The following is a 23,457-nucleotide window of genomic DNA, read 5'->3' on the forward strand; positions in this document are numbered from 1 at the left end:
GAAAGAATAAAAATTTACTGCTAAAGTCCCATTTATAAACCTGAGAAGTAATTATTCATTACTAATTGCTGATAGATGACTGCTAATAGCTGAATGCTTACCTATTTTTATTGAAACTAAAAGGGGAAATAATTTTGATGAAGGACAATTATTACGTCATCTAGAAAACCTTAAGCAAAAGCAAGGGGCAAAAGTTCTTATTGCTCTTGCTAACTATGAACAAGATGAACCTAATGATCCGGCTTTTTCCAATGTTAAAAAGATTGCTGAAGCAGATAAAATTTTATTTTTACCTATTAGTTTTGAATATTTTCTAGAGTCAATAAAAGTGGCAGGTTTACCAAAAAATCTAGCCGATGCGATCGCCGACTGAGAAGAGTATTTTGATGAAGAAAATTTGTTACCATCTTGGAAATATCGTCTAGATGTTGTGAATTGTGCTGGAACTTATGATGATGTTATTAACCATAATATATATGTTTGTACAGCAAAAGGTGGTCAGTATAGTCATCGTCGCAGTTTGTACTTTGGAGTCTATAGAAATAAACAAGTAGACCGGGTAGCTAAGATTGAAGCAGTTGTGGATCTTGAGTCATAAGATGAGTATTCTATTAAGTGGAAAAACGTTGATAAATCGGATGAAGAATTAGTTGAAATTGCTAGAAATCGTCGTAGCTATATTGATAATTCATGGTATCCAGCAAGAGTATTTTTATTAGCTGATTTACATCCGACTAATTTTCGCAAGACGACTCCTGGGGGAATGCAAAGCAGTAAAAGATACTTTGATATTGGTAGTGTGAATGATGTTACAGATTTAGCCGAAAAATTAAAGGATGAAACTTGGGAACAATATCAATAAAAATTCACTACTTTATATTACCTCTTTATTAGTAGTAGGGTGTGTGAGCGGAACGAAGTGGAGTATAGTATTACCTAATAATTAATAATTAATAATTAAATAATTCAGGTTTAAAGCCTCCCCTTTTAAGGGGAAAAAAGCGGTTGAGGGATGGCGTTAGGGGAGCGGCTCTGATAAGAGCGGGTCTCCTCGCCATATCCAATCGACCAAGAGAAGAAATAATATCTCCTTATATTCAATCAAGAGCGGTTTTAACCAGAGGTAATTATCAATTATCAATTATCCATTATCAATTAATGAAGCACCGTTGAGTTTTGCTCAGTTACGCTGTCGTTAACAGCACCCTACTAAATTAAGCAACCAAAAGAGATTTTTTTTCTGCCAAAAACATATTTTGAAATTGATTTCCTTCGCCATAAACATAAGCAGTTTTAGTCATGGGGTGAAAATTTATCCATTCCCATTGTTTTTGCAAAGCTTTAAACAAATAATTTGTTCCTTGAATCATTGGCAGAGGAAATTGTTCTAATTTTTTTGGAGATTCTAACAATTTTTTAGGTAGACGATATTTAAGTGAAAATTCTGCAATTAACGGTAAATTATCTGTTGTATTTAAATACCAGAAACTTAGATCGGTTTTCACAATATGTTTGTCTCCAAATTGTAAATTTGCTAGTTTCCTTACAACTTCAAAAGCCCGAAAATTATTAACTAATTCAATTGGAGTTTGTTCGGGAATATCAAGAGCTTTTAAACCAGGAAATAATTTCGCAACCTGTTTAATATTTTCAAAGTTAGGCTGCCGATCTTTAGTTACAGATATTGACTGAGAAAATTTGCTTTGAAATGGCGGAATTATATCTTCTTCAAACTTAGTCTTACCTGGTTTTGTTGCCGACAAATCCTGTGAAGCTGACAAATAGCGGTCTGACTCACGATGTTTTAGAGTCACCTGATATTCTAGTTGATGATATTTTTTTTCTCGCCTAATTCTCAGGATAAAACCATGATGACGTAAATCAAAATTTGGTGTATCTAAGTAATAAATTTGTCTATATTTTTCTTCAGTTTGTTGGCTAATAACTTTTCCTTTAAACTGTTGTGTCAATGACTCAACTAAATTGCCAAATCTTTCTACAGTATGAGTACGGTCATAAAATTGATTAATATTGAGAATTAATTTGTATTCTCTGGAATTAATTGCTTGGTTGCAGTTCTTCATCACTAATTCTTTATTGCATCTGTGTACGAGTTATAACTACCTCAAACTTATTGATTCAAATTTTAAGTTTGAGGATATTTTTTACCAGATGCAACCCTGAGATAGCTGATAGTTAATTTGTGAAATATATGGATTAATATAATAGTAAGTATTTCCTGCGGAATGCTGCACAAACAGCTATTAGCTGTCAGCTATCAGCAACAAGACTCTCTCATATAGGACAGTGTTTAAATTAAAATAGACTTTAAGGGCAAGGGAGCAAACTTTTGTAGTAAGACAATTAAATATTGCTTTTATCCTAAATTAAAAGCACTCTTCTGATAGCTGATGGCTGACGGCTGTTTGCGCAGCATTCCGGAGGAAATGCTTACATATAATAACTATTCACATTATATTTTAGGTCAATGTTATTGTCTAAAATATCCTGGCTACGCTACTAATATTAAACAACAATCAAATATTGATAAATTCCGAAGTAATCTTAACTATAAATTCCATCGCATCTGCTAGAAATCAGAATAATTTTGTCGATTAAACAACTTTTACCGAAAAATTGTGGTTTAAAGCCTCCCCTTTTAAGGGGATAATAAAAAAAATTTTCATGATTAGTCAATCCTCTTCTTTTCAAGGAGAGGTAATTATTCATTATTAATTGTTGAACCCTTTCATTCTTCGAGCCAATCAGCAATATATTAAAAATCAAAAACAAATATTCCCCACCCTTAAAGAAATTAAGAATGGAGAATATTATAGTTTAACAAACAGTATACTAATACCATGTGCCCCCTCCGGTGGAGCTACGAATTGCGGATGATTAGTTATAATAAAATTCTTGTTTGTAGTTGGGCTTTAGCCCTTACAATATCTATATAATGCCCGCTTGAATACTTACACTTAGGAGTAATATAGAATCCGGTTGAATAGTTATTGTAAGTTGGGAGTAGGGAAGTGGGGGAGTAGGAGAGATTAAAAGCTTGAAGTAATTATAGAATTATCAACATATACTATATAACCGGATTCTATATAAGGAAAGAAGGGTTAGAGAAGATATGGAGACAAGCAACACTCACAACGGGAGCAAGATGCTCCCACTGACTACACCATAAGCAAAATCATCACAACTTCGGTCCTTCCTCCTTCCTTCTTCCTTCTTCCTTCTTCCTTCTTTCAAATAATTAAACCAGTTTAAGATTTGGATACTCAGCAACCATATCTTCAGAGGTCAAAGTATCGCCACTTGCTTGAGGTGTCCATAAAACTTCAACAGCTAATAACTGCTCACTAGAAATAGTACCCATTTGACTTAAAGCACGTTTTACATCTTCTGTACTATTAATAACTGGTAACTGTAATTTACCTTGAGTACCAACAACAACAGTAACCACAATATATTCCCCTGGTGCTTCTACTTGCTGAGTTACCAATTCACTATCAGTTTCACTAACAGGTAGAGAAGTTTCAAGGTCTTTATCAATTAATTGATTATTGTAATTGGAAAGAGTCTCCTCAGAAAACTTACTGCGTTCAGTCAGAGCATACTGATTAAACTTTGCTTCTGCCGAGTCTAGCTTTGCTTGTTCACTTTCGGCAGATCCATAAACCCAATATTCAGGGTGACGCAATAAAGATAATGTAGCTTCTTGGAGAACTTGCGTTCTACCCGCAGCAGAACCAGTATCAGCATTTTCCGCTATTCTATCAAGGTCTGTTTGTAAACTACGACCTTCTGCCAATAAACCAACTTGGACCCTAGCAACAGAAACTGTAGGATTATTGCTATAGCTGTCAAACTCATCTCCCTGAGTTACTCTTCGGAAACTACTAACCAAGAAATTAGCGATCGCAATAAAAATCAAAATTGTAAACAGACTGCCAAACCCACCGAAACCAAAGAAAGGTAATAAAAATGGGAAACCAATACCTCCTCGAGGATAGTAACCACCTCCAGGACTACGGGTAGGTGATGTATAACTACGACTGGGCATTCTAAATGACCCACCCCCAATACGACCTCCACTCCGAGCGGCAAAAGCTGCATCAGCTTGACTGAAGACTAAAGTGAGAACTAACCCAATGACAACAACAGATTTTACGATCTGGGAAAGCAGTTTTTTATTCATAAATAATCATTATTATTATTGCTATACATTTTTAATGTACCGCTTTCTATCTAGACTGTGCAGCTAAATCTAGTTATTTAATTATTGGGATATCCGTACTTGAATCACAGAATATCAAAAATCAAAAATTATGTAGTCGAAGTTACAGTCTAGTGTCGCTACGCAGAAGTTAAAAGTCAAAAGTATTGATCGGGATTTACGCACGGACACTAAATCCAGTGAGGGCGCAAAGGGCGCAATTCGGAGCTTGGCGGAACGCCAATGCCATTCGCCCCTACACATACTGAATTTTCTTTATTTTTTGGTCAAGTATATTTGCCTAAGTATTAAAATATATAGCACTATAGTTTTTAGTTACTATAACCAGGTAGTCCTGTAGATGTAGTTATATTTATAATTAAATCCCTTTCACTGCCAGAAACAAAACTACAAAAATCACTACTTGTACACCACTACCTATAACCATATATAAATATAAATCCCCGCTTTTAGCCTATCAAATCTAACTTCTAACTTCTGACTTCTAACTTCTGACTTCATTCAACACCTCCTCCCACAATAGTAACTATTTCCAACTTGTCCCCTGCTTGTATTTCAGTTTTGTCCCAAAATTGTCTATGTAAAATCTCACCATTATATTCCACAGCTACTAACCGAGGGTTTAGCCCCAACTGTTCGAGAAAATTAGGTAAAAGTGTATGGGGTAAACAAGTATGGGTTTCTCCGTTAACTTTGAGCGTAATTTGACTTGACATTAGTAATATTTAGATTTTTTCTGGTAATATATTATGAGAGCGTAGGGCTTGATAGCGATTTAGTTGAGAAAGAAAATATTGAGTTACTAAAGTTGGTTGTTCTGCCTGCATAATTGCCCTAACTACAGATACACGCTCCGCACCAGAAGATAAAACTTCATCACAATTTTGCATATCAATTCCACCAATGGCAAACCAAGGAATAGTACAATTATTCACAGCATAACCAATGTATTCTAAACCTGCTGCTGGTTTATCTAACTTGGTAGGGGTTTCATATATTGGCCCTACTCCTACATAGTCAGCTTCTTCTTGAATTGCTCGCTTCATTTCTTCTGGGTTTGTAGTGGAACGACCTACAAGTTTCTGAGGGCCAAGCAGTTGTCTAGCAAGCTTAACTGGTATATCATTCTGTCCTAGATGAACTCCATCTGCATCCACAGCGATCGCCAAATCTACTCGGTCATTAACGATAAATAGAGCGCCGTAGCGATGACAGAGTTGAGAGAGTTTTTGAGCTTCTGTCAATCTTGTTATATCGTCTGCTGTTTTATTGCGATATTGGACAAGAGTTAACCCTCCCTGAAGAGCTGCTTCTACTATATTGATTAATTTATCGTTGGGTGAGGTAACTAGATAAAGGTAGGAGTTTTGCAATTGCTGATATCTTCTGTAGGCGAGAAGTCCACTTTCTATCGTGTAAACTCGGTAACGTATTTGTTTACAAGCGGAACCCATCTGAGAATTATAAATTTTGCCGTATTCTTCTAAAACTCGTAGTGCTTCTTCTAAGCGACAGAAGTTAACTTGTAGAAGTTGTTGAACATCTGAGCGTTCCTCTTCCTTTGGATGAGTCAATTCTGTGCCTGGATCGCCAGGGGTATTTCGGGACATTCTTAATTCTGTACTATGCCAACTCCCAATCTCTTGACGTAGTTGTTTACATTCATTAGCCCAATGTATACTATTGAGGCCAAATCGACACCATTCTTCTATAATTCTTAAACCTTCCCTGGCCCTATCTAGGTTAGCATCCAAAATTCGGCGAACCCCTGACTGTACATTTTGACCCCAATTATACTTATCGTTCATAATAATTACCCTATAAATTTTAATCCTTATTGTCAACATGACTATAATCTTGCTCTCTCAAATACAGAGGGGCAGACTATGATAAATTTTGCTATTAATATAGACCGTTTTATAGTATAATATTGCCTGCAATACAGAATTTAATTATTGTTCAAATAATTTCTGAAATAGTTTAGCGATTGAGATTACTACTTTAGGGTAAATCTCAAAATCGTTAGGCCATATATATTTATAGACATTCTGACTTTAGGGGTGCAATTTTTTGTGAGGTTTACTAGACATTTCTATAGCGATCGTCAAGCAAAATAGAAGTATAAAAAAAGGAAAGTAAAAAGATTTAATTTTGACAATTATTGTGAGGTCTAAAGTAAATTTCATGGGAGATATGAGACATTTAGACAAGAAATAATTAGTTGAATTTATCAGTCAAAGCAACTCTAATAATTTCTATGAAGCCTTAACTTTTTTTGCTCAATAGCTAGAGGGTATGTTTTTATATCTATATAGTTTAAAGATAGGGAGTAGGGGAGTAGGGGATATCAGCTAAGACACATTTAAAATGCGCCTTCACAAGTTAGAAGTTAGTAGGGGTAATTTCTGTTCCGGAATACTTCTTCAAGAATTTAGAATTTAGAATTTAGAATTTAGAATTACCTCTCCTTGAAAGGAAGAGGATTGGGTGAAAAGGAATTTTTTTCTTCTCTTGGTCGATTGGATATGGTTAGGAAACCCATCCATCCCTCGACCGCTTTTTTCTCCATGAATGGAGAGGCTTTATACCTTAATTTTTCAGTACACGCGTTTGCGGAGCATTATGTTAGGAAATCACCCGTACAAAAGTCAGAAGTAATAGGGGTTGTCTTTTTAATTAGGCACACAAGAAATAAGTGCTTTAAATGCACAACAGCTTAGGAACACTTTTCGGTAGTAGTGCATTTTTATTGGTCGTGCATTGTCATTATTTTTGTTACATACAGCAGTGGGAGCATCTTGCTCCCGTGCTAGGTATCCCTTGTTTTTGTATACCATGACGTGACTAGGATAGACTATTTTTCTACCTTTTTCTCCTATTGTTTCTAATACCAAAGTATATCCATAAATAAAGGAGGATTAATTATTCAATGAATACGAACAACTCAAAATATAGGTAATGTTTTTATAGTAGTTAAAATGCACAACATTTTAACTGAATACTTGACCCTAAATCATATCCATAACCAAAGAAAATTAGACTTTTTAAATAACAAAATGATTTGAAACAGCAAATATTTTCGGGTAATTGCAAAGTTCCATTCATAACTATCAAAATGACCCTTGCTAACTCTAGTAATACTTATCCATTATCCTTAACAATCAACCCCTCTTTACAAAAATTAAAATATTTATTCAAAACACCTATAATAAGAGAGACTTGACAAAATATAATAACTAAATTGTCTGTCACAGTTTCCTAGGAGGAAAGCCGTGAAACAAATATTTATCCTTTTTTCGCAGGAAAATAATCAAACAAATTTACTGCGTAAAATCAACTTTTTATCACCTATTTTAGCCACTGCACTACTAGGGATATTTACTTCTGCAAGTTTGGCAGTACCATTTGCACAACAAGTGGCCAAATCCCTAGAAACTCAAGCTAATTCTCAAATAAATGTACTTTATGTTAGTTCATCTGTTGGTAGTGACTCTGGAAATGGTACTAAAACCGCTCCTTTGAAAACTATTACTTATGCTTTGAAAATTGCTCAACCTCACACAACAATTTTACTTTCTCCCGGAACTTACAGTAGACAAACAGGTGAAAAATTCCCTTTAATTTTGCAGCCAAAAATAACAATTAAAGGTAACTATTTTAACCGTGGAAAAAATGTTTTGATTCAGGGTGGAGGTGATTTTAATAGTCCGACTTTAAATCAGAAAAATATTACAATAGTAGCTGCTAATCAGTCCAATTTAACTGGCATAACAGTCATAAATCCTAATCTTCAAGGTTATGGTTTATGGATAGAATCTAGTGGTTGTGTTATTAGTAAAAATACTTTTACTGGTAATACTGTAAATGGCATTTCTATCGTGGGTAGTAATACAGCAATTATTCAAGAAAATAATTTCTATGAAAATCGGGTAAGTGGCATCACAATTTATCATAATTCTCAGCCAGAAATTAGAGATAATTTGTTTCAAAATACTGGTATTGGAATTAAAATATCTGATGATGCTGCTCCAAAAGTAGTAGGAAACCGTCTAATTGAAAATGAAAGTGGGATTATTATTCAAGGAAATACACGCCCAATTTTGCGGGGTAATTATATTGAGGGTAATAGAAAAGATGGAGTAGCAGCGATCGCTCAATCATTACCGGATCTAGGTAACTCTCAAGAACCTGGTCGTAATACTATTCGTAATAACATTCGGTATAATATTTATCATGCAGTAAAAGGTCAAACTCTTCCTGCTTATGGAAATTCTTTAGGAAGCGGCCGTAATTATGGCAGTATTGACATTGCTGGGAAAATTGCTCCACCCCCACGAGTTGCTCCTTTGCCGAATATTGTAACTACCCCTAAAGTAAATCCAGAAACAGAGTCTTCCCAGGAAGAGCAAGTTATGGAAACTGCTTCTACTGAAGCAGAAATTCAGACAACGTCAAAGAAAGCAAATTTTTCTGCTGAAGCTGAAAAATTACAGGAGGGGAACAGTTCTGATAGTATTATTTCATCACAAAGACCGGGAAATTCTACTACAATTCTTATCCCTGTCCCAGCTCCAGAAACTCCAAGGTCTAGGGGAAATTCCTACCAGACAACAAGTCGTCAAGGCAACTTACAAAGACTACTACAAACTAATCCGAATTATCAGAATACACGAGCAATTGAAATACCAGTATCGCCACCAGAGTCACGGAGCAGAACTTTAGAAAGATGGCGAAATTTACCTCCTAGGAACACTACCCCAAGTTTTGAACCCACTACCCCAGTTGCATCTCCTGGTTTACTATCTGTACCAAGCACAAATATTCCCCTTGGTCGTGGTGGTTATGTCCCTCCCGGTATTGGCAGAAATCAAAATCCTAATCCTAACCCAATGCCAAGACTATCCTTACGTCGTAATTCTCAAAGTCGTGCTGCGGCCTTAGGTCTACGTTATCGAGTAGTTGTTAATGTCAATAATGCTGCTCAGACCTATAAGTTGCGATCGCTTGTACCAGATGCTTTTAATACGAATATTAATGGTAATTCAGTTATGCAAGCTGGAGCTTTTCGTAGTCGTCTTGAGGCAGATCAACTATTAAAAGTTTTACGGAATAATGGTCTGAATGCCAAAGTTATACTTATCAGATAACACCCCACCCTTAAAGACAGGGTTGAAATTTTTTGAAAAAAATATTAGTAATATTATCTCCGGATAATTAGTGATCAAAAAACTTTCTCTTTCTTCTTCTTTATTCCCTCCTGACTCGGTCCTCCTGACTCCTGAGTCGTTTATTTATAACTGTTCAACCGGACATGATATAAACCAACATTTCTTGACATACTCCCCGGCGTAAACCCACGGGGATTCTCCTGAAACCAGGATTCTTGGTTTGCGCTCCGCAAGGCTACGCCAACAATGAGTCCACTTAAACTAAACACCTTACGGCATCTAGTCCAGAGATGGTTCTCGGACCAAGTGTTCGCTCTATTGCCTCCTCCGGAGGAGCTGCGCTATCAAGAGCCTGTTCCCGTATGTCCTACGGTACAGTTTAAACCTTAAAAAAACTTTGGTTCTCTGATACTTGTTGCTTAGAGCAATTCCTAAGCACAAGCATTCCTGTACAAAACCCCCTAGCTCTTCTCTTGGTCAGTATTCCGCAAGCGAGCTGACGGCGACGCGGGGTCTGACCGCAGTTTTCAAGGTGCAAACGCTACAAGTTAGGTAGTTATAGGTTTTTAGAGCGGTTGAATACCTTTCCGCTTTTTTAAGCATAATATCAAATCCGGTTAAATACTCTCACAATCAATAGCTTAAAACCATGACTATTACGTTATTGGATCTATGTGCAATTAGGCGGATTTGATATAACATAAAGTCCTCCTTTTAGGGGGAGGCTTTAAACCCAATTTTTCGGTAAAAAAAATTTTCCGAATATGTAGACACAATTTGGCAAAGTGCGACTACAATGGACGTGCTTGTAATAAATTTTTAAGAGGTCTACGATATGGTAACATCTTCTTCTCCTGGCAATACCTCAGTCTTGATACTGCCTTCGAGACAAGATTATACCCACCCTGCCATGGCCAAAAAAGTTCAATCAAACCAGATTAGAACAAAATTGGACATACAATTATTAGCCCTAAATGTTTTAACAGGAATTAATTCAGACAGCATATTGCGAGTAGCGAGTAAATTGAATATACCTCCCAAGTTAGCTGATGAACTGACTTTAGTGGTAGATGAAAAACGGGGTGTCTCGGCAAACAAACCTCTGAAAACAGAGGAAGTGAAATCTTTCATCTTAATTGTATGTCACTTGGCAAAACAAAACCAATCATTAATTCGTCGTGCAGTAGCATTAATGGAACAGGTGGCTGCTCAAAATACAAAACCTCAATCAGTTACCTTATTAAGAGAATATCTTGATAAATTTGAAAAAGCATATAAACAATATCACATATATTCTGAAGATACTTCCCACGATAACCCAGAAAAATTAGGTCTAAAGTTATTAGTGGATTTATTATTTTATAGTGCTCCTCAAGGGTGCAGTCGTCTTTGGTCAAGTCTGAAATTTTAGACCCCAAAACCATACTAAATTTTTAGTATGAAGTAAAATGCTTGAGCAGAATTCAAAATACCGATTTAACAAAAAACTCACAAATTGATTGATTGATTGAAAAAGTTTTAACTTTCCCGGCCAGAAGTCCCACGCTGTAATTTCCAATTCAGCGTCGTATGGGAAAGCCGGGCGTTATATGTGTGATTCATTTACAGCTCTACCACTAGATACAAAATGATTTTTCATAATTATTTATAGTGACTTTTGAAAATTACCGAAAAGCGACGTTGAGAGCAAGCGTGTTTTAACCGGGGGATGAAAACAAGGGAGTCGTTTAGACTAGACAACTTTAGTTGTCCTGTGCTATTTTTATCAATAAAAAGTAAACAGAACGCTAGGCATTGCCCTTAGCCGACTGTGTAGGGGCACTTTGACTTGTCCCCAAAGAATATATCTTTGGTCAGCTAAGAATAAACGAAGCAACACGATAAATCCGTGTTGCGTAGTATCTACTTAGAATCCCCGTGCCTTTAGGCCGGGGAGTAGTCAAATATAACAGCCACTATGATAAGAAGTGTAGGTGTAAAGGTCGATATTTCAATGCTACTGAAATACAAGTACAAGCTTAAACCACATAAAAGGCAAGCGGCAATTATAGCTAATTGGTTGGAATTAGTCACAAAGCAATATAATTACCGTTTAGCTGAAAGGTTGTATTGGTTTGAATCAACGCGCACACCAGTAAACACTTGTCCACTTAATGTTTCAGTAGTAGTAGGGACGTTGCATGCAACGTCCCTACAACGAATTTATAAAAACATTCCTGAGTTTAGAACACAAACAAGAGACGGTAGAAAAAAAGACAGTAATGGTAATTCAATAACTAAGAAAGGGGATAAACATCCAAATATAGTCAATGGTTATGTGTTATGGGAAACTGTGCAACTGGCAGACTTGGCACAAACAAAACAACTATTCCCTGAATATAAGTCCATACATTCCCAGGTTTTTCAGGATGTTATCCAAAGAGTACAAACAACAATGAATAACTTGACCAAACCTGACAAAAACGGTAAAACCAGTGGGAGGCAGAAATTCAAAGGGAAGCATTATTATAATTCGTTCAGTTATCCTCAGTTATCAAATACCAACATTGTCAAAAATGCCAACGGTCGTTTTTGTGTAAATCTGCCAAAGATAGGTTTAGTCCCTTTTGTCTTCAATCGCCCAATACCAAAAGGATTCAAGGTCAAGACAGGTACAGTAATCCGTGAAGCTGATGGTTGGTATATCAGCTTCACGATAGAAGATAAAGCTGTACCTATAGAGGTTGTAGAAATTCAACCCACCTCAGATAACTCAAAAGGTATTGATTTAGGATTGTTGCATTACGCTGTTACCAGTTATGGTGAATTTATAGAAGTACCTAAGTTTTTTAGGTTCTCTGGGCATCGTTTATCTAAACTTCAGGTGAGATTGGCCAAAAAGTCCAAGCATTCCAAACCTTGGAAAATTCTCAAGGGTAAAATAGCTAAACTTCATCAACTAATAGCTAGACAGCGCTTGGATTGGCAATTAAAACTTGCTTACCATCTGTTTTCAGATGCAAGCATGATATTTCTTGAAGACCTACAGGTAGCTTCTTTAGTCCGACGTTGCAAAGCCAAATTAGGAGATAATGGTCAGTTATTACCAAACGGCCAGTCCGCAAAGTCAGGACTGAATAAGTCTTTGCAAGATGCAGCTTTTGGTCAATTTATCCAAGTTTTAGAGTATGTAGCATGGAAGCTTGGTAAAAGTATCGTCAAAGTAGACCCTAAAGGTACATCTCAACATTGTTGGAAATACTTGAATAAAGTCTCAAAAAGTTTATCAGAGTGCTGGCATTCATGTAGTAATTGTGGACAGGAACTAGATAGGGACTATAACTCACCCACCCCTCTAGCTCCCCTCCCGGGAGGGGATGGGGGTGGGTTGGATTGTTATCTACACAGGGGGAGGACATCACCTCTGTTAAAACTGCGGTCAGGGTTTCTCTGGCTGAAGAATCCCGCACTGTCTCGTAGAGCAGCGTCGGGAGTATGTCAAGCATGGTAGAGAATTAAGCAACGGTAAACTTCAGAGAGTTTAAACTGTTTCATACCTTAATTCTCTTTTGATTTTTTCAGATAAAATTTATCCCTGTATACTAAATTTAAATTAAAAAAATTATATGATGATATCTTAAGATCTTGGCTACTTACTACTCTATATAACTCAACTATAATTAAATTGCTATGAGGAAATTACTGTTAAAGCTGTAGATAAAGATAAAATTATCTTAATCTATGGCGAGTTTAGTACACTACCTTACAGGGGGTGCTTAAAATTATTTGGGGCGATTCGGATATGCACGCGGTTGGACGTTGACTATCCATCAGCAATTTTCCCTTCTGCCTTCTGCCTTCCGCCTTCTGCTTTCTTCAATCAAATGTTTTCAAATGCCTTCACGAAGTTATACTCCCCCAACTTGTACGCTAAAATTTACAGCTAGAGGTTTAGCGGTCTTAAAATGGATCGGTATTCCCAGAAAGCAACGCTTTAGCCTTAGTTTTGACGATCCCAGGGTATCAGAAACAGACCATATTACACTGAGGGGTGGTCGCAGTGAATTAGACACTCTCCACAAAGTTGTTACTAGCTATGTACAAGAATTTCTCAGTAAATCTCCTGAATTACCTCTAGACAATGAAAATAAAGGAGAAGAAAACAATAGCACTGCAACAGAGTCAAACTCACAAACAAAAATTCAGGACGAGAACATCGAAATTGCTGATGCAAAACTTTCCATACCTAATTCTCCACCCCCAATAAACGGTAAAAGTATTTATCTACAACCACGAGACTTATTAAACCACGATCTATTTTTGGGGTCTCTAGCGACTAAAGAGTCAGGAAGTTTTATTACGATGAGTATGCTGCAACTATTTGACCTGGCGATCGCTCTAGATGAATGTGAAACAGATATACAGACATTGCCTCAGTTTAAGTCTGATAGTGAAGTTACACCTCTTCCTGAATGGTTGCGTAGTGCGATACTAATTCTCATTAGTGCTGGTCTAACAGCTAGTGCCATTAAATTATACGACCGCTACGCAATTAGTCGCAAACCACAAAATGAGCCTAATATTATTGCTTCTCCACCCAGCAGTAATTCACCCCTTCCAACACCAACAAATTTACCAACACCAACACCAACACCAACAGTAACTCTATCACCATTACCAACACCACCAACAAATCTACCAACACCAACAATTACTAGACCATCTCCAATTCCTACTCCATCTCCTCTGTTTCCTAGACAAAACCCCGCGCCACCCGCTCCTAATAACTTGCCACCACCTCTGAATGATTTTTCTCGTCCTCCTCAAAATCAGGGAAATGCTACAACAGTAGTTATTCCGGCACCACCAACAATACTGCCACCAGTTCCTGTTGCACCACCAACGACACCGCCACCAATTCCTCCACCAGCAATACCCAACTATGGGGCGTCAGTACAACCGAGACCTCCTGTGCAACCACCCCCAAATTTGCAAATTCCACCCGCACCAAACCGACCTCTACCACCAGCACTCAATAGAGGGGGTGGGGTAAGACCTTATGTAGATGTGAGTCGTATTCCGGTTAATGTTCCTAGAGCAATTGATCTACCTACCTTGGAAGATGTAGAACCAGTTGCTTTACGCGATCGCGAATCTGTGGTTGAACCTAGTGAAAATGCTAGCAGGAAACCGAAATATACATTATTCGATAAAATTCCCCAAGTTGCAGAGGTAAGAGAATATTTTGAAAAAAGTTGGGAACCGCCATCAGATTTAGATAGGAATTTGCAGTATAGTTTGTTATTAAATGGTGATGGTTCAGTGAAAAAGGTAGTTCCAATTGGTCTAGCATCAGTTGAGTTTTATGGTAATACAGAGATGCCTTTAGAAGATCAAGCTTTTGTCTCTAATATTGAGGGTGGCAAGACTGCTAAAATTCGATTGGTTTTGAGACCAGATGGGCAAGTGCAGACTTTTTTAGAGTCTTTGAATTAAAAAAGAGGGAAGAAGGAAGAAGGAAGAATAAACAGGGAATACCGTTTCATGGAAGTCAGAAGTTATATCATGTCTGGATAAGAGCGCGATCGAAAATCTTACCTTTTTAGACCTTTTTTTCCCTTCAGCATAGCTGCCTTCAGCATAGCTGCCTTCTTCAATCAAGACTTTTTTAGCGAACAGAAGTTTGCATAGTAGATTTTATCTCAATTCTCAAGCTTCAAGAAGATAATTATTCCTCTATGGTCTAGTTCTGTGAATCTTAACGATTACCATATAGTTGTAAATATGTCAAATCAGTATATGGATAACTTAGAAAAATTAGTTCATCACGTTTGAATAAAAATGAGGTGTCGCCTATCTAAACAACGAAATGATCGGTGTTTTAGCTTTTAAAATCTCTTTAAGTAATAAAACCCCTTGGATTATTATTTGTTTATTTTATCATGGAAGAGCTGAAACTATTGAAATTCTGTTGGCTATTTCAGGCAATTTATCTGATTTTTGGTCAGAGATTGATGACAAAATTTAAATTTTTAAAATTAGAGATTGAGATTGATAATTAAAACTTTTAACTAGCAGCGTTTGAGTCCATATTCCGCACTTCAATTTGTCTCATTAAAAGTAGTATATCAATCCGTAGTTGGTAAGTGTAAGTATTGATACTATGCAAATCATCTCAATTACTTTTTTAGTCGATCGAATTCCGAGTAATTGAAGAAGGAGACAGGAGACAGGAGACAGGAGACAGGAGGGAAATTATATCAAATCCGGTAGCATCGGTGTAATTAGATGGGGGGACACACCAGACACGGAGACACGGAGATGGGGAGACACGGAGATGGGGAGACACGGAGATGGGGAGATGGAGAAATATTTGGTAATGGTTGAAGATGGAACATTTTTTACTTGCCGAATTAAACGGATTTGATATTACAAGGGGATTCGCTCCCCCAAGTAATGCGTGAACACCGCGGGTGACGCGCGTGGGTATTAAACCCATAAAGGAAATGATAATTAAGCATAAATACTTATTTAATTTTTAACTTGATCGCGACAGCTATGATTTTCTTCTAAAATTCTGTCTCCTTCTTCTATGCTAAATTTTGTGGTGCGGAATGTGGGATGAAACATTGTTTTATACCCAATTAAGTTGATTTGATATTAGACATCTCCAATAATCAAAAATAAAGTCAATTATTTCTCCCCTACTCCCTACTCCCTCTTTTCTTAAATAAAACATATAAAAAAATAGCCTTGTGATATTTCCAAGGCTATCAAGCGAGATTAATTATTAAAGACTTTTTTTAGCGAACAGAACTTTGCATAGTAGCAGTTTCAATTGGCTTCATAAAATATAGTTTCAGGAACTGCCAACCATTAGAAAGATAAAGAGGTAACTTCTGGAAAAACTTCACAACACCTGACTTACTAGAATTAGCGATCGCCGTTAACTTTTCATTATTCTTAACACAAAGTTCTAGTCTTTCATAAAACTGAGGATCTTCTACATCCAAAATTACTGGAAAAACACGTCCTGAAGTTTCATTAGTCTTCTCAATTACATACTTATCATAATCACGAGCATTCAAACCAATAGCTGCATAAAAATCAGCTCTTTGAATGTCATTCAAGTACATAGTAGCGAACACAGAAAGTAAGAAAAATCTACACCACAATTTTGCTTGCCAGTCATTTAAAATTTGTGGTTGTGCCCTCATAATAGCATCAAAGAAATCTCCATGACGATTTTCATCCTGACACCAATTTTCAAAGAAACGGAAAATAGGATAAATTCTATCTTCTGGATGAGCTTCTAAATGACGATAGATAGTAATGTAGCGCCAATAACCAATTTTTTCCGATAGATAAGTAGCGTAGAAAATAAACTTTGGTTTAAAGAAAGTATACTTACGACTTTTAGTCAGAAATCCTAAATCTAATGATAGATTAAAATCTGACATTGCCTTATTTAAAAAACCTGCATGACGAGCTTCATCTCTGGACATTAAATTGAAACACTCAGCCAAAACAGGGCTTTTATCTTTGAGACGACGACCCAATTCTTTGTACAGTAAAAAACCAGAAAATTCTGCTGTACAAGAACGTTCTAGAAACTCAACAAATAGTCTACGAGTATCCCCATCAATATGATCCCATGATTGGGCAAATTCTTCATCCCGAACAAAATGATGGCGATTATAATCGGTACGAAATTCTTCTAGAATAGCTATTAATTCATCTTCATTGACTGAGATGTCCATTTTCGCCATCTCATCAAAATCTGTTGTGTAGAATCTAGGAGTTAGAATAGTTTCTTTAGAGGGAACTTTAACCCCTGGTCGCATTTCTTGAAAATCTGGTTTTTTTAGAGAATCTACCATAAGTTTTGTTGTTTTGTTAATTTATCAATCTATGGCTGGTTTGGAGAATGAGCAAGAAAGTATTATATTTTCCACGCTATATAGTTTACCAAGGTCTAGGGGACTCAAGTGCATAGTTTTCGTTAAGAATTGCAAAGTATGTATACCTATAAGAAATAGCCCATTATTATCCTACTTCTAATATATTTGGAATTATTACTGTTTTCAGCACTATATTATTGGACTAAGATGGTAATCATACTAAGTGCCCATAACGAAAATTAAGTAACTAGGCAAAACAGTATGTTAATTTTAGACAAATGATTTTTGGGACTAAATGAATAGTATAAGATATAGTTACCTATTTTGGGGAGCTTGCATTCTAGGTCTTAACGGATGCCATCGTTTATATAATGGCAAAATTTTGACTGGTCTACTTTGGCTGTTTACTGGGGGTTTATTTGGAATAGGCCAGTTTATTGATTTGTTGCTAATTCCTAATATGGTAGAAGAACACAATACTAAAGTCAAAGCAAAATTAGGTATTTCATCCTCAGGAGTGCCACTATATCAATCAAATGGGGCGGTCTCTATGAAAGTTTCTCCTCCACAAACCCGTCAACAGTTAATGGTTGCTTTACTCAGGTCAGCTTCTACTAAAGGAGGTAAGTTATCTGTTAGTCAGGGGGTAATGGAAACAGGAGCTAGCTTTGTAGAAGTAGAAGAGGCTCTGAAGGAAATGCTTAAAACTGGTTATGTTAGTGTGGATAACCATCCAGAAACAGGAATTGTCATTTACGATTTTCATGAGTTGTGATTTGGCCAATCAATAATCTTTATATTGATTTTCCTTTCTACAACATTCGCGATCTGGCTGCTGCTAGGCTCCGTTTTTTCCTTTGGAATGCTAGGCTTTCTATGTAGGCTACTGCCGAAACCCGAAGCTTTGCGGAACCCAAAACGCGTTTCATGTCGCATAGCGAAAGCGGAGTGGAGTTTTATCGCTCTCAAAACTATAATTATTTTTTAGTTGAATAAAAAGTCATGTGTAGGGGCGAACAACTCCCAATAAATCATACGATATCACAATTTTGGTGAGGATGCAAGGGAAAATCTTTTGGCGCGCGGTTTTTTCAGGAGCTTCATACAATGAAATGTTGGAAATTTTCGACTAAGGAGCTATGGATGGAAAGGTTTGATGGGAAAAACAAGCATTTATCATTTCCCTTATGGGTTTAATTCCCCACATCTCACCCGCGGTGCTCAAAATTGTTTGGGGGAGCATAGACGCGGAGTGGCTTGTCGTTGACTATGCCCATGCAATTTTCCCTCCTGACTCCTGAGGACTGACTCTTTCTTCAAGGGAAGCTTCACAAGATGAATAGATTTACTGGTATTGCTCCTGGGGAAATTTCCTGAATACCTATAATTGTGTCTTCATTAAGCAATTTAGTTGAATAAAAAGTCATGTGTAGGGGCGAACGACTCCCAATAAATCATACGATATCACAATTTTGGTGAGGATGCAAGGGAAAATCTTTTGGCGCGCGGTTTTTTTAGGAGCTTCATACAATGAATTGTGGGGATTTTCGACTAAGGAGGTTAATTAACCATTGTTGATTGACTAATATTATTTGTTAACATAAACTCATATATATTGTATTTAGTTATACCGATTGTTTGCATAGATTGTGATTTTTTATAAGACTAAAGTAGTTTTTGGTGCACAACCAGGCCACTATGTAACCGCTATCCTGATAAGCTACCGCGGTTCATGGTCAAGTAATTAAAACTTCTGTTTAGTCGATGACCAAGACGATTTAAGTGTTTAAAAAGCGTCTACAGGAATTCTAGTAGACTTTGGGAGATACCCCCTCAGCAGGCGCTCTTGCTGTGCATTGTGAACATTTGTTAGCAAAATATTATCGGTATAGATAGATCCGGATTATATGTTGCGTAGCAAAATGACTGCTGTCTTGGTCGATGGGATATGGTTAGGAAACCTCGTCATCCCACCCAACGGGGAAGCTCCGAAGATCGACCGCTTTTTTCGCCATGAATGGAGAGGCTTTATAACTGAATTTTTCGCTAACTCAAAAACTTAATCGCGGGCAAAGATACCAAATGACTTCTATAATGACTTCTATAAATAGATAGGTATCAAATGGGTTTTATAGAGGTCTTCCATAGTTACTAAAATTAAGGTACGATAGTAGTCTGTCTATAATTATCTATACAATAACTTTCATGGCTGTACCAAAGAAGAGAACTTCAAAGTCTAAGACAAAGATGCGGAAAGCTCAGTGGAAGCGCAAAGCAAGGCTAGAAGCACAGAAAGCGCTATCTTTAGGGAAATCAGTTCTTACTCAACGTTCCCACAGTTTTGTATATCCAAGTGCTGAGGAAGAAGAGGAAGAAGATTAATCAATGGGAGAATTGGGGAAAATGTCCAATTCTCCAAATATTTAAACAACTAGACTAATTGATCCTAGCATCTGGCAAAATTAACATCGCATCACCGAAAGAATAAAAGCGATATTTTTGGGCGATCGCTTCCTGATATAAGTTTAAAAGGCGTTTTCTACCAATCATGGCACTTACAAGCATCAGCAGACTGGAGCGTGGTAGATGAAAATTAGTGATTAGACCTTCTACTATTTGCCACTTGTAGCCAGGATAAATAAATATATTGGTATAACCAGAAAATGGTGATATAGAAAGTTTTTTACTACTACTATTTTTCTGACTAGCTAGTGCTGTTCCCTCAAGAGCTCTAACTACTGTTGTTCCCACTGCAATGATACGTCCACCTTGAGATTTTGTTTGATTAATTTTGTCTACAACTAATGACGAAACCTCTATCCATTCGTAGTGCATATCGTGCTTAGTGATGTTTTCAGTTTCAACTGGACGAAATGTACCAAGACCAACGTGCAATGTGATGAAAGCTAGTCTAATATTTTTTTGTTCTAGTTTCTCCAGTAATTCATCAGTAAAATGTAAACCAGCAGTAGGTGCAGCAATCGCCCCTGAAATTTTACCATATACAGTTTGATATTGTTCTGTGAGAGCTTGTGAATCTGTAACATAAGGCGGGAAGGGCACATGACCAAATTGGTCTAATAAATTGATTAACGAAATTCCTTGAGGTAAACTAAACTGTAAAAATCGCCCACCAGTTTCTCTATCTGTTGATAATACTGTTGCCTGCAACTTATAATTACAGTTAGATGAATTAGGTATAAATTCAATTGTTGTACCATTGCTAAAACGTTTACCAGGCTTGACTAAAGCCAGCCAACAATCATTTTTCACTGGTTTGAGCAACAAGATTTCTACTCGAGCGCCAGTAGTTTTGTGGCCATAAAGCCTCGCAGGAATAACACGAGTATTATTTAAAACTAGTAAGTCTCCTGATTGGAGTAAATCTGGTAAATCTCTAAAAATACAATTATGATGTGTAAGTGAATCTACAACCATTAAATGAGAACTATCCCTGGGGACAACAGGATTTTGAGCAATTAACTCTTGGGGAAGTTCATAGTCATAAGCATTAATGGACAAATCTACCTCAGTCATATTAGTGATATATAACTCTTGATATACTCCCTGGCCTAAAGCCATGGGGATTTATACCGAGATGAAGCTCCTCGGTGGGTTGACGGTTTGCTTCGTATAGATGTCGCTAACACAGGGTGCTGAACGCTTCCCTCCACGTCCGCGCACGAGTTTCCAAGTGCCCCCGGCAACTAATAAAACTATAGCATATATTCAATTCACTTGCATGCTAAAATAAAAAGTCGCCCTACAAGGGTGAGGTGCCTACCCCATACCCCAATTTTCTGGTAATTGGGTAAAATCCCCCAGATAAATTAGGGTACTTTTCCCCTAGTGATCTGCTACACATTGAGAGAAAATATAGAATATATAAGTACAGAATTAATTTCCAGAGTTTAGGACAGATATATCTGTAGTGAAAAATAACAGATCGATCATCTAGTTCAAAACTCTAGACATTCTAGAACATACACCTAATTTATTAACTGGGAAGCGGCAACATCCGCCCCGCTTCCTACAACCGTTTTTCATTACCTTTAATTTTTCCTCTGTAGTAGCAAAAGATTTAGAGGTTAAACCGAGGGAAAAGCAGTAGTTTTCAGCGGTAATAGTTAGATAGAGATGGAATACCTTTACTTTATAGCGAATACTAGCCTCTGCCTTAGAGTAGTTGAATACCTATGCATTACCCATCAACTACCGCTTCAATTTATGACTGTGATTCATCAAATTGATGGTTGGGTGGTAAAAATTAAAATGAGTCACTACTTAACTCCTCAACAACATGGGGATTTTCGGGCTTTTATGAATGAATTAGGAATACCTTATCAGCCTGATATCCGTATCAGAATGGCGTTGTGGAGTTTAGAAACTGGACAATCACCTTTAAGTGTGATGAGACGCTATCAGGTAGCAGTAGTATCTCACGGCCAGCCTAATCAGGAGGAAATAGAAGCATTCCGTACCCAATTTGTCAAGGGTTTAGGGTATTGTCCCGAAACTTTAGGTTGAACTATAGTTTTACTCTTACTTTAATTTGTAACTGTACTTGTACTTGTACATTAATCATATTAGTACGGGTACAACAAGAGTAAGACACACTTAATTTATTCTTTACAATCAGGACTTACTTTACTAATTTGCACAGCATTCTACAGTTCAGAGTCTTTTTAACATAAGGAATAGAAGTAATTTGCATTAAAATTGGTTTCTCATTCCAGCCTACAAAAATATCAAAGGAAGAAGAGAGCTAGGCGGTTTTAACCCTTGGATGAAAAATGAGTCACGGAATTTATTCTGTAGTCTTATAGTCCTATAATTAAAGGTTAGCTTATGGATGTTCCAGGCTTTTGCTTAGTGCTTCTGGTGACATAGGCACATCATTGAATACCTGGCATTGCTGAAAAGATGGATGAATTCTGGAAGTAGGGAAAATCTATAATGATTGTATTATCTCTGTTCTATCTGGATATGAAGCAAACAGAGATTTATTACCGAAAAGCGACGTTGAAGGCCCCCGTGTTTTAACCGGGGGATGAAAACAAGGGAGTCGTTTAGACAAGACTTCTAAAGTTTTTCTGTGCTATTATTACCTACAATAACTTTTCGGTCTGCCCGTTTCTTTCTTTAGATGGTGACAATCTACCTAATTATGGTGAAAAACTCGGTGCTGGTGCTCGGAACCTGAGTCCGAGCAAGGAAGCACCGACCCTACGGGCCAATGATTGGAAACCCTCAGGAATAAAGAATAAAGCGATGCAGCGCCGCCAAAGGGGGTTTCCCCCATGAGCGACGGCATCAAGACAGGGTGGTTTGTATAGAACCGGTAATAATTACTGTGTTAATGCAGACTGTAATGGGGCTGCAAATATAATCACAAAAGTAAGCCGCAAAGCAGTAGGGGCGAATGGCCGTTCGCCCATACTTAAGCCGACTGTGTAGGGGCACCGCGGAAATTGTCCCCAGAGAATATATCTTTGGTCAGAATCATGAGAAAACGAAGTAACAAGGATTTATCGGTGTTGTGTAGTATCAACTTAGAATCCCCTCGGCAACAGCTGCCGGGAGTAGTCAACTATAACCGCTCAACTAAACTTACTCAAACTGAACGAGAAAGTCTGAAAGTCTAGTCAAACGCAAGTGGGTCAAGCACTACAGGGTTAAATGGCAAACCCTTTATTCCTTGGTCAAAGACATCAGGAATTACTTTTTTAATTATATTAAATGACCCATTTATATCAGCATTTAATAATTTATTTTCCCTGGTTTTATACAACCCTCTTGTTACTATTTTTCCACTAAATTTTTGTTTTTTCTCTCCTTATGTTTGCCAATCATCCCTATCTAAAAACCTCGATTTAGATGTATAATATTCTTCTGTAATTATTACTTTTATTCCTCTTAGTTGGGCTTGATATCTTAACATTTCTATTAACCTATAATTAAAGATATTCACAAATTGTTGATTGTTCTTTTTCTTTAGATTAATAGATTGTTTCCAATACATCATTACGTACAATTATTCAGGTTCTTATTTGATGTAACTCACACCAATCTATGACTATTTTGCTATTTGATTAACTTTAGAGAAGTTTTTCCTTTCTATATTTACCCCTACTGACGACTAAAAATCATACTGTTATTCAACAAC

Annotated in this window: 17 protein-coding genes; 9 read left to right on the top strand and 8 right to left on the bottom strand. The window is 37.0% G+C overall.

The genetic code is table 11. From position 1 onward, the window contains the following. Window positions 1-397 precede the first annotated feature (397 nt). Entirely contained in the window at window positions 398-598 is a 201-nt protein-coding gene (locus tag F6K23_RS23760; RefSeq protein ID WP_293160394.1) for a hypothetical protein, read from the top strand. Window positions 599-1,214: 616 nt separating this feature from the next. On the opposite strand, the gene F6K23_RS23765 is transcribed toward F6K23_RS23760, so the two are convergent. The 5 genes from F6K23_RS23765 to F6K23_RS23785 form a co-directional block, all read right to left on the bottom strand. Further along, a complete protein-coding gene (locus F6K23_RS23765) occupies window positions 1,215-2,084 on the bottom strand; it encodes a CYTH domain-containing protein (RefSeq protein ID WP_293160396.1) in 870 nt (289 codons plus the stop codon). Between the two features lie 1,175 nt (window positions 2,085-3,259). Next, window positions 3,260-4,204 (bottom strand): DUF1517 domain-containing protein, encoded by a 945-nt coding sequence (locus F6K23_RS23770; protein WP_293160398.1) that lies wholly within the window; start codon window positions 4,202-4,204, stop codon window positions 3,260-3,262. A gap of 536 nt (window positions 4,205-4,740) precedes the next feature. Beyond that, complete coding sequence (gene thiS, locus F6K23_RS23775; RefSeq protein WP_293160400.1) at window positions 4,741-4,959, bottom strand: sulfur carrier protein ThiS; 219 nt, start codon at window positions 4,957-4,959, stop codon at window positions 4,741-4,743. 9 nt (window positions 4,960-4,968) lie between these two features. Beyond that, window positions 4,969-6,051 carry a thiamine phosphate synthase gene (locus F6K23_RS23780; protein ID WP_293160402.1) on the bottom strand — a complete coding sequence of 361 codons (1,083 nt, stop codon included), beginning with the start codon at window positions 6,049-6,051 and terminating at the stop codon, window positions 4,969-4,971. 864 nt (window positions 6,052-6,915) lie between these two features. Further along, window positions 6,916-7,137, bottom strand: coding sequence for a hypothetical protein (locus F6K23_RS23785; RefSeq protein ID WP_293160404.1), 222 nt, complete (start codon window positions 7,135-7,137; stop codon window positions 6,916-6,918). A gap of 378 nt (window positions 7,138-7,515) precedes the next feature. Between F6K23_RS23785 and F6K23_RS23790 the strand changes: the two genes are divergently transcribed. The 5 genes from F6K23_RS23790 (at window position 7,516) to F6K23_RS23810 (ending at window position 15,418) form a co-directional block, all read left to right on the top strand. Next, window positions 7,516-9,390, top strand: coding sequence for a DUF1565 domain-containing protein (locus F6K23_RS23790; RefSeq protein WP_293160405.1), 1,875 nt, complete (start codon window positions 7,516-7,518; stop codon window positions 9,388-9,390). Window positions 9,391-10,246: 856 nt separating this feature from the next. Then, window positions 10,247-10,822: a DUF3038 domain-containing protein gene (locus tag F6K23_RS23795; RefSeq protein ID WP_293160407.1), complete on the top strand. Its 576-nt coding sequence runs from the start codon at window positions 10,247-10,249 to the stop codon at window positions 10,820-10,822. 582 nt (window positions 10,823-11,404) lie between these two features. Next, window positions 11,405-12,901, top strand: coding sequence for a transposase (locus F6K23_RS23800; protein ID WP_293160409.1), 1,497 nt, complete (start codon window positions 11,405-11,407; stop codon window positions 12,899-12,901). A 383-nt stretch (window positions 12,902-13,284) separates the two neighbouring features. Continuing rightward, window positions 13,285-14,886, top strand: coding sequence for a DUF4335 domain-containing protein (locus F6K23_RS23805; RefSeq protein ID WP_293160411.1), 1,602 nt, complete (start codon window positions 13,285-13,287; stop codon window positions 14,884-14,886). Window positions 14,887-15,259: 373 nt separating this feature from the next. Next, window positions 15,260-15,418: a hypothetical protein gene (locus tag F6K23_RS23810; RefSeq protein WP_293160413.1), complete on the top strand. Its 159-nt coding sequence runs from the start codon at window positions 15,260-15,262 to the stop codon at window positions 15,416-15,418. Between the two features lie 775 nt (window positions 15,419-16,193). Here F6K23_RS23810 and acsF read toward each other — a convergent pair. Further along, window positions 16,194-17,270 (bottom strand): magnesium-protoporphyrin IX monomethyl ester (oxidative) cyclase, encoded by a 1,077-nt coding sequence (gene acsF, locus F6K23_RS23815; RefSeq protein WP_293160415.1) that lies wholly within the window; start codon window positions 17,268-17,270, stop codon window positions 16,194-16,196. Between the two features lie 316 nt (window positions 17,271-17,586). On the opposite strand from acsF, the gene F6K23_RS23820 reads away from it, so the two are divergent. Together F6K23_RS23820 and rpmF are read left to right on the top strand one after the other, a co-directional pair. Beyond that, the gene (locus F6K23_RS23820; protein WP_293160417.1) at window positions 17,587-18,066 is read left to right on the top strand and encodes an NINE protein; all 480 of its coding nucleotides are present in this window, start codon (window positions 17,587-17,589) and stop codon (window positions 18,064-18,066) included. Window positions 18,067-19,496: 1,430 nt separating this feature from the next. Further along, complete coding sequence (rpmF, locus tag F6K23_RS23825) at window positions 19,497-19,673, top strand: 50S ribosomal protein L32 (RefSeq protein WP_202219299.1); 177 nt, start codon at window positions 19,497-19,499, stop codon at window positions 19,671-19,673. A gap of 54 nt (window positions 19,674-19,727) precedes the next feature. Here rpmF and queA read toward each other — a convergent pair whose 3' ends face one another. Then, entirely contained in the window at window positions 19,728-20,828 is a 1,101-nt protein-coding gene (gene queA, locus F6K23_RS23830; RefSeq protein WP_293160474.1) for a tRNA preQ1(34) S-adenosylmethionine ribosyltransferase-isomerase QueA, read from the bottom strand. Window positions 20,829-21,428: 600 nt separating this feature from the next. On the opposite strand from queA, the gene F6K23_RS23835 reads away from it, so the two are divergent. After that, a complete protein-coding gene (locus tag F6K23_RS23835; protein ID WP_293160419.1) occupies window positions 21,429-21,818 on the top strand; it encodes a hypothetical protein in 390 nt (129 codons plus the stop codon). Window positions 21,819-23,127: 1,309 nt separating this feature from the next. Here F6K23_RS23835 and F6K23_RS42085 read toward each other — a convergent pair. Beyond that, window positions 23,128-23,316, bottom strand: a complete 189-nt coding sequence (locus F6K23_RS42085; protein ID WP_367267801.1) for an IS200/IS605 family accessory protein TnpB-related protein — start codon at window positions 23,314-23,316, stop codon at window positions 23,128-23,130. Window positions 23,317-23,457: the final 141 nt, after the last annotated feature.

The organism is Okeania sp. SIO2C9, assembly GCF_010672455.1.
Classification (GTDB): domain Bacteria; phylum Cyanobacteriota; class Cyanobacteriia; order Cyanobacteriales; family Microcoleaceae; genus Okeania.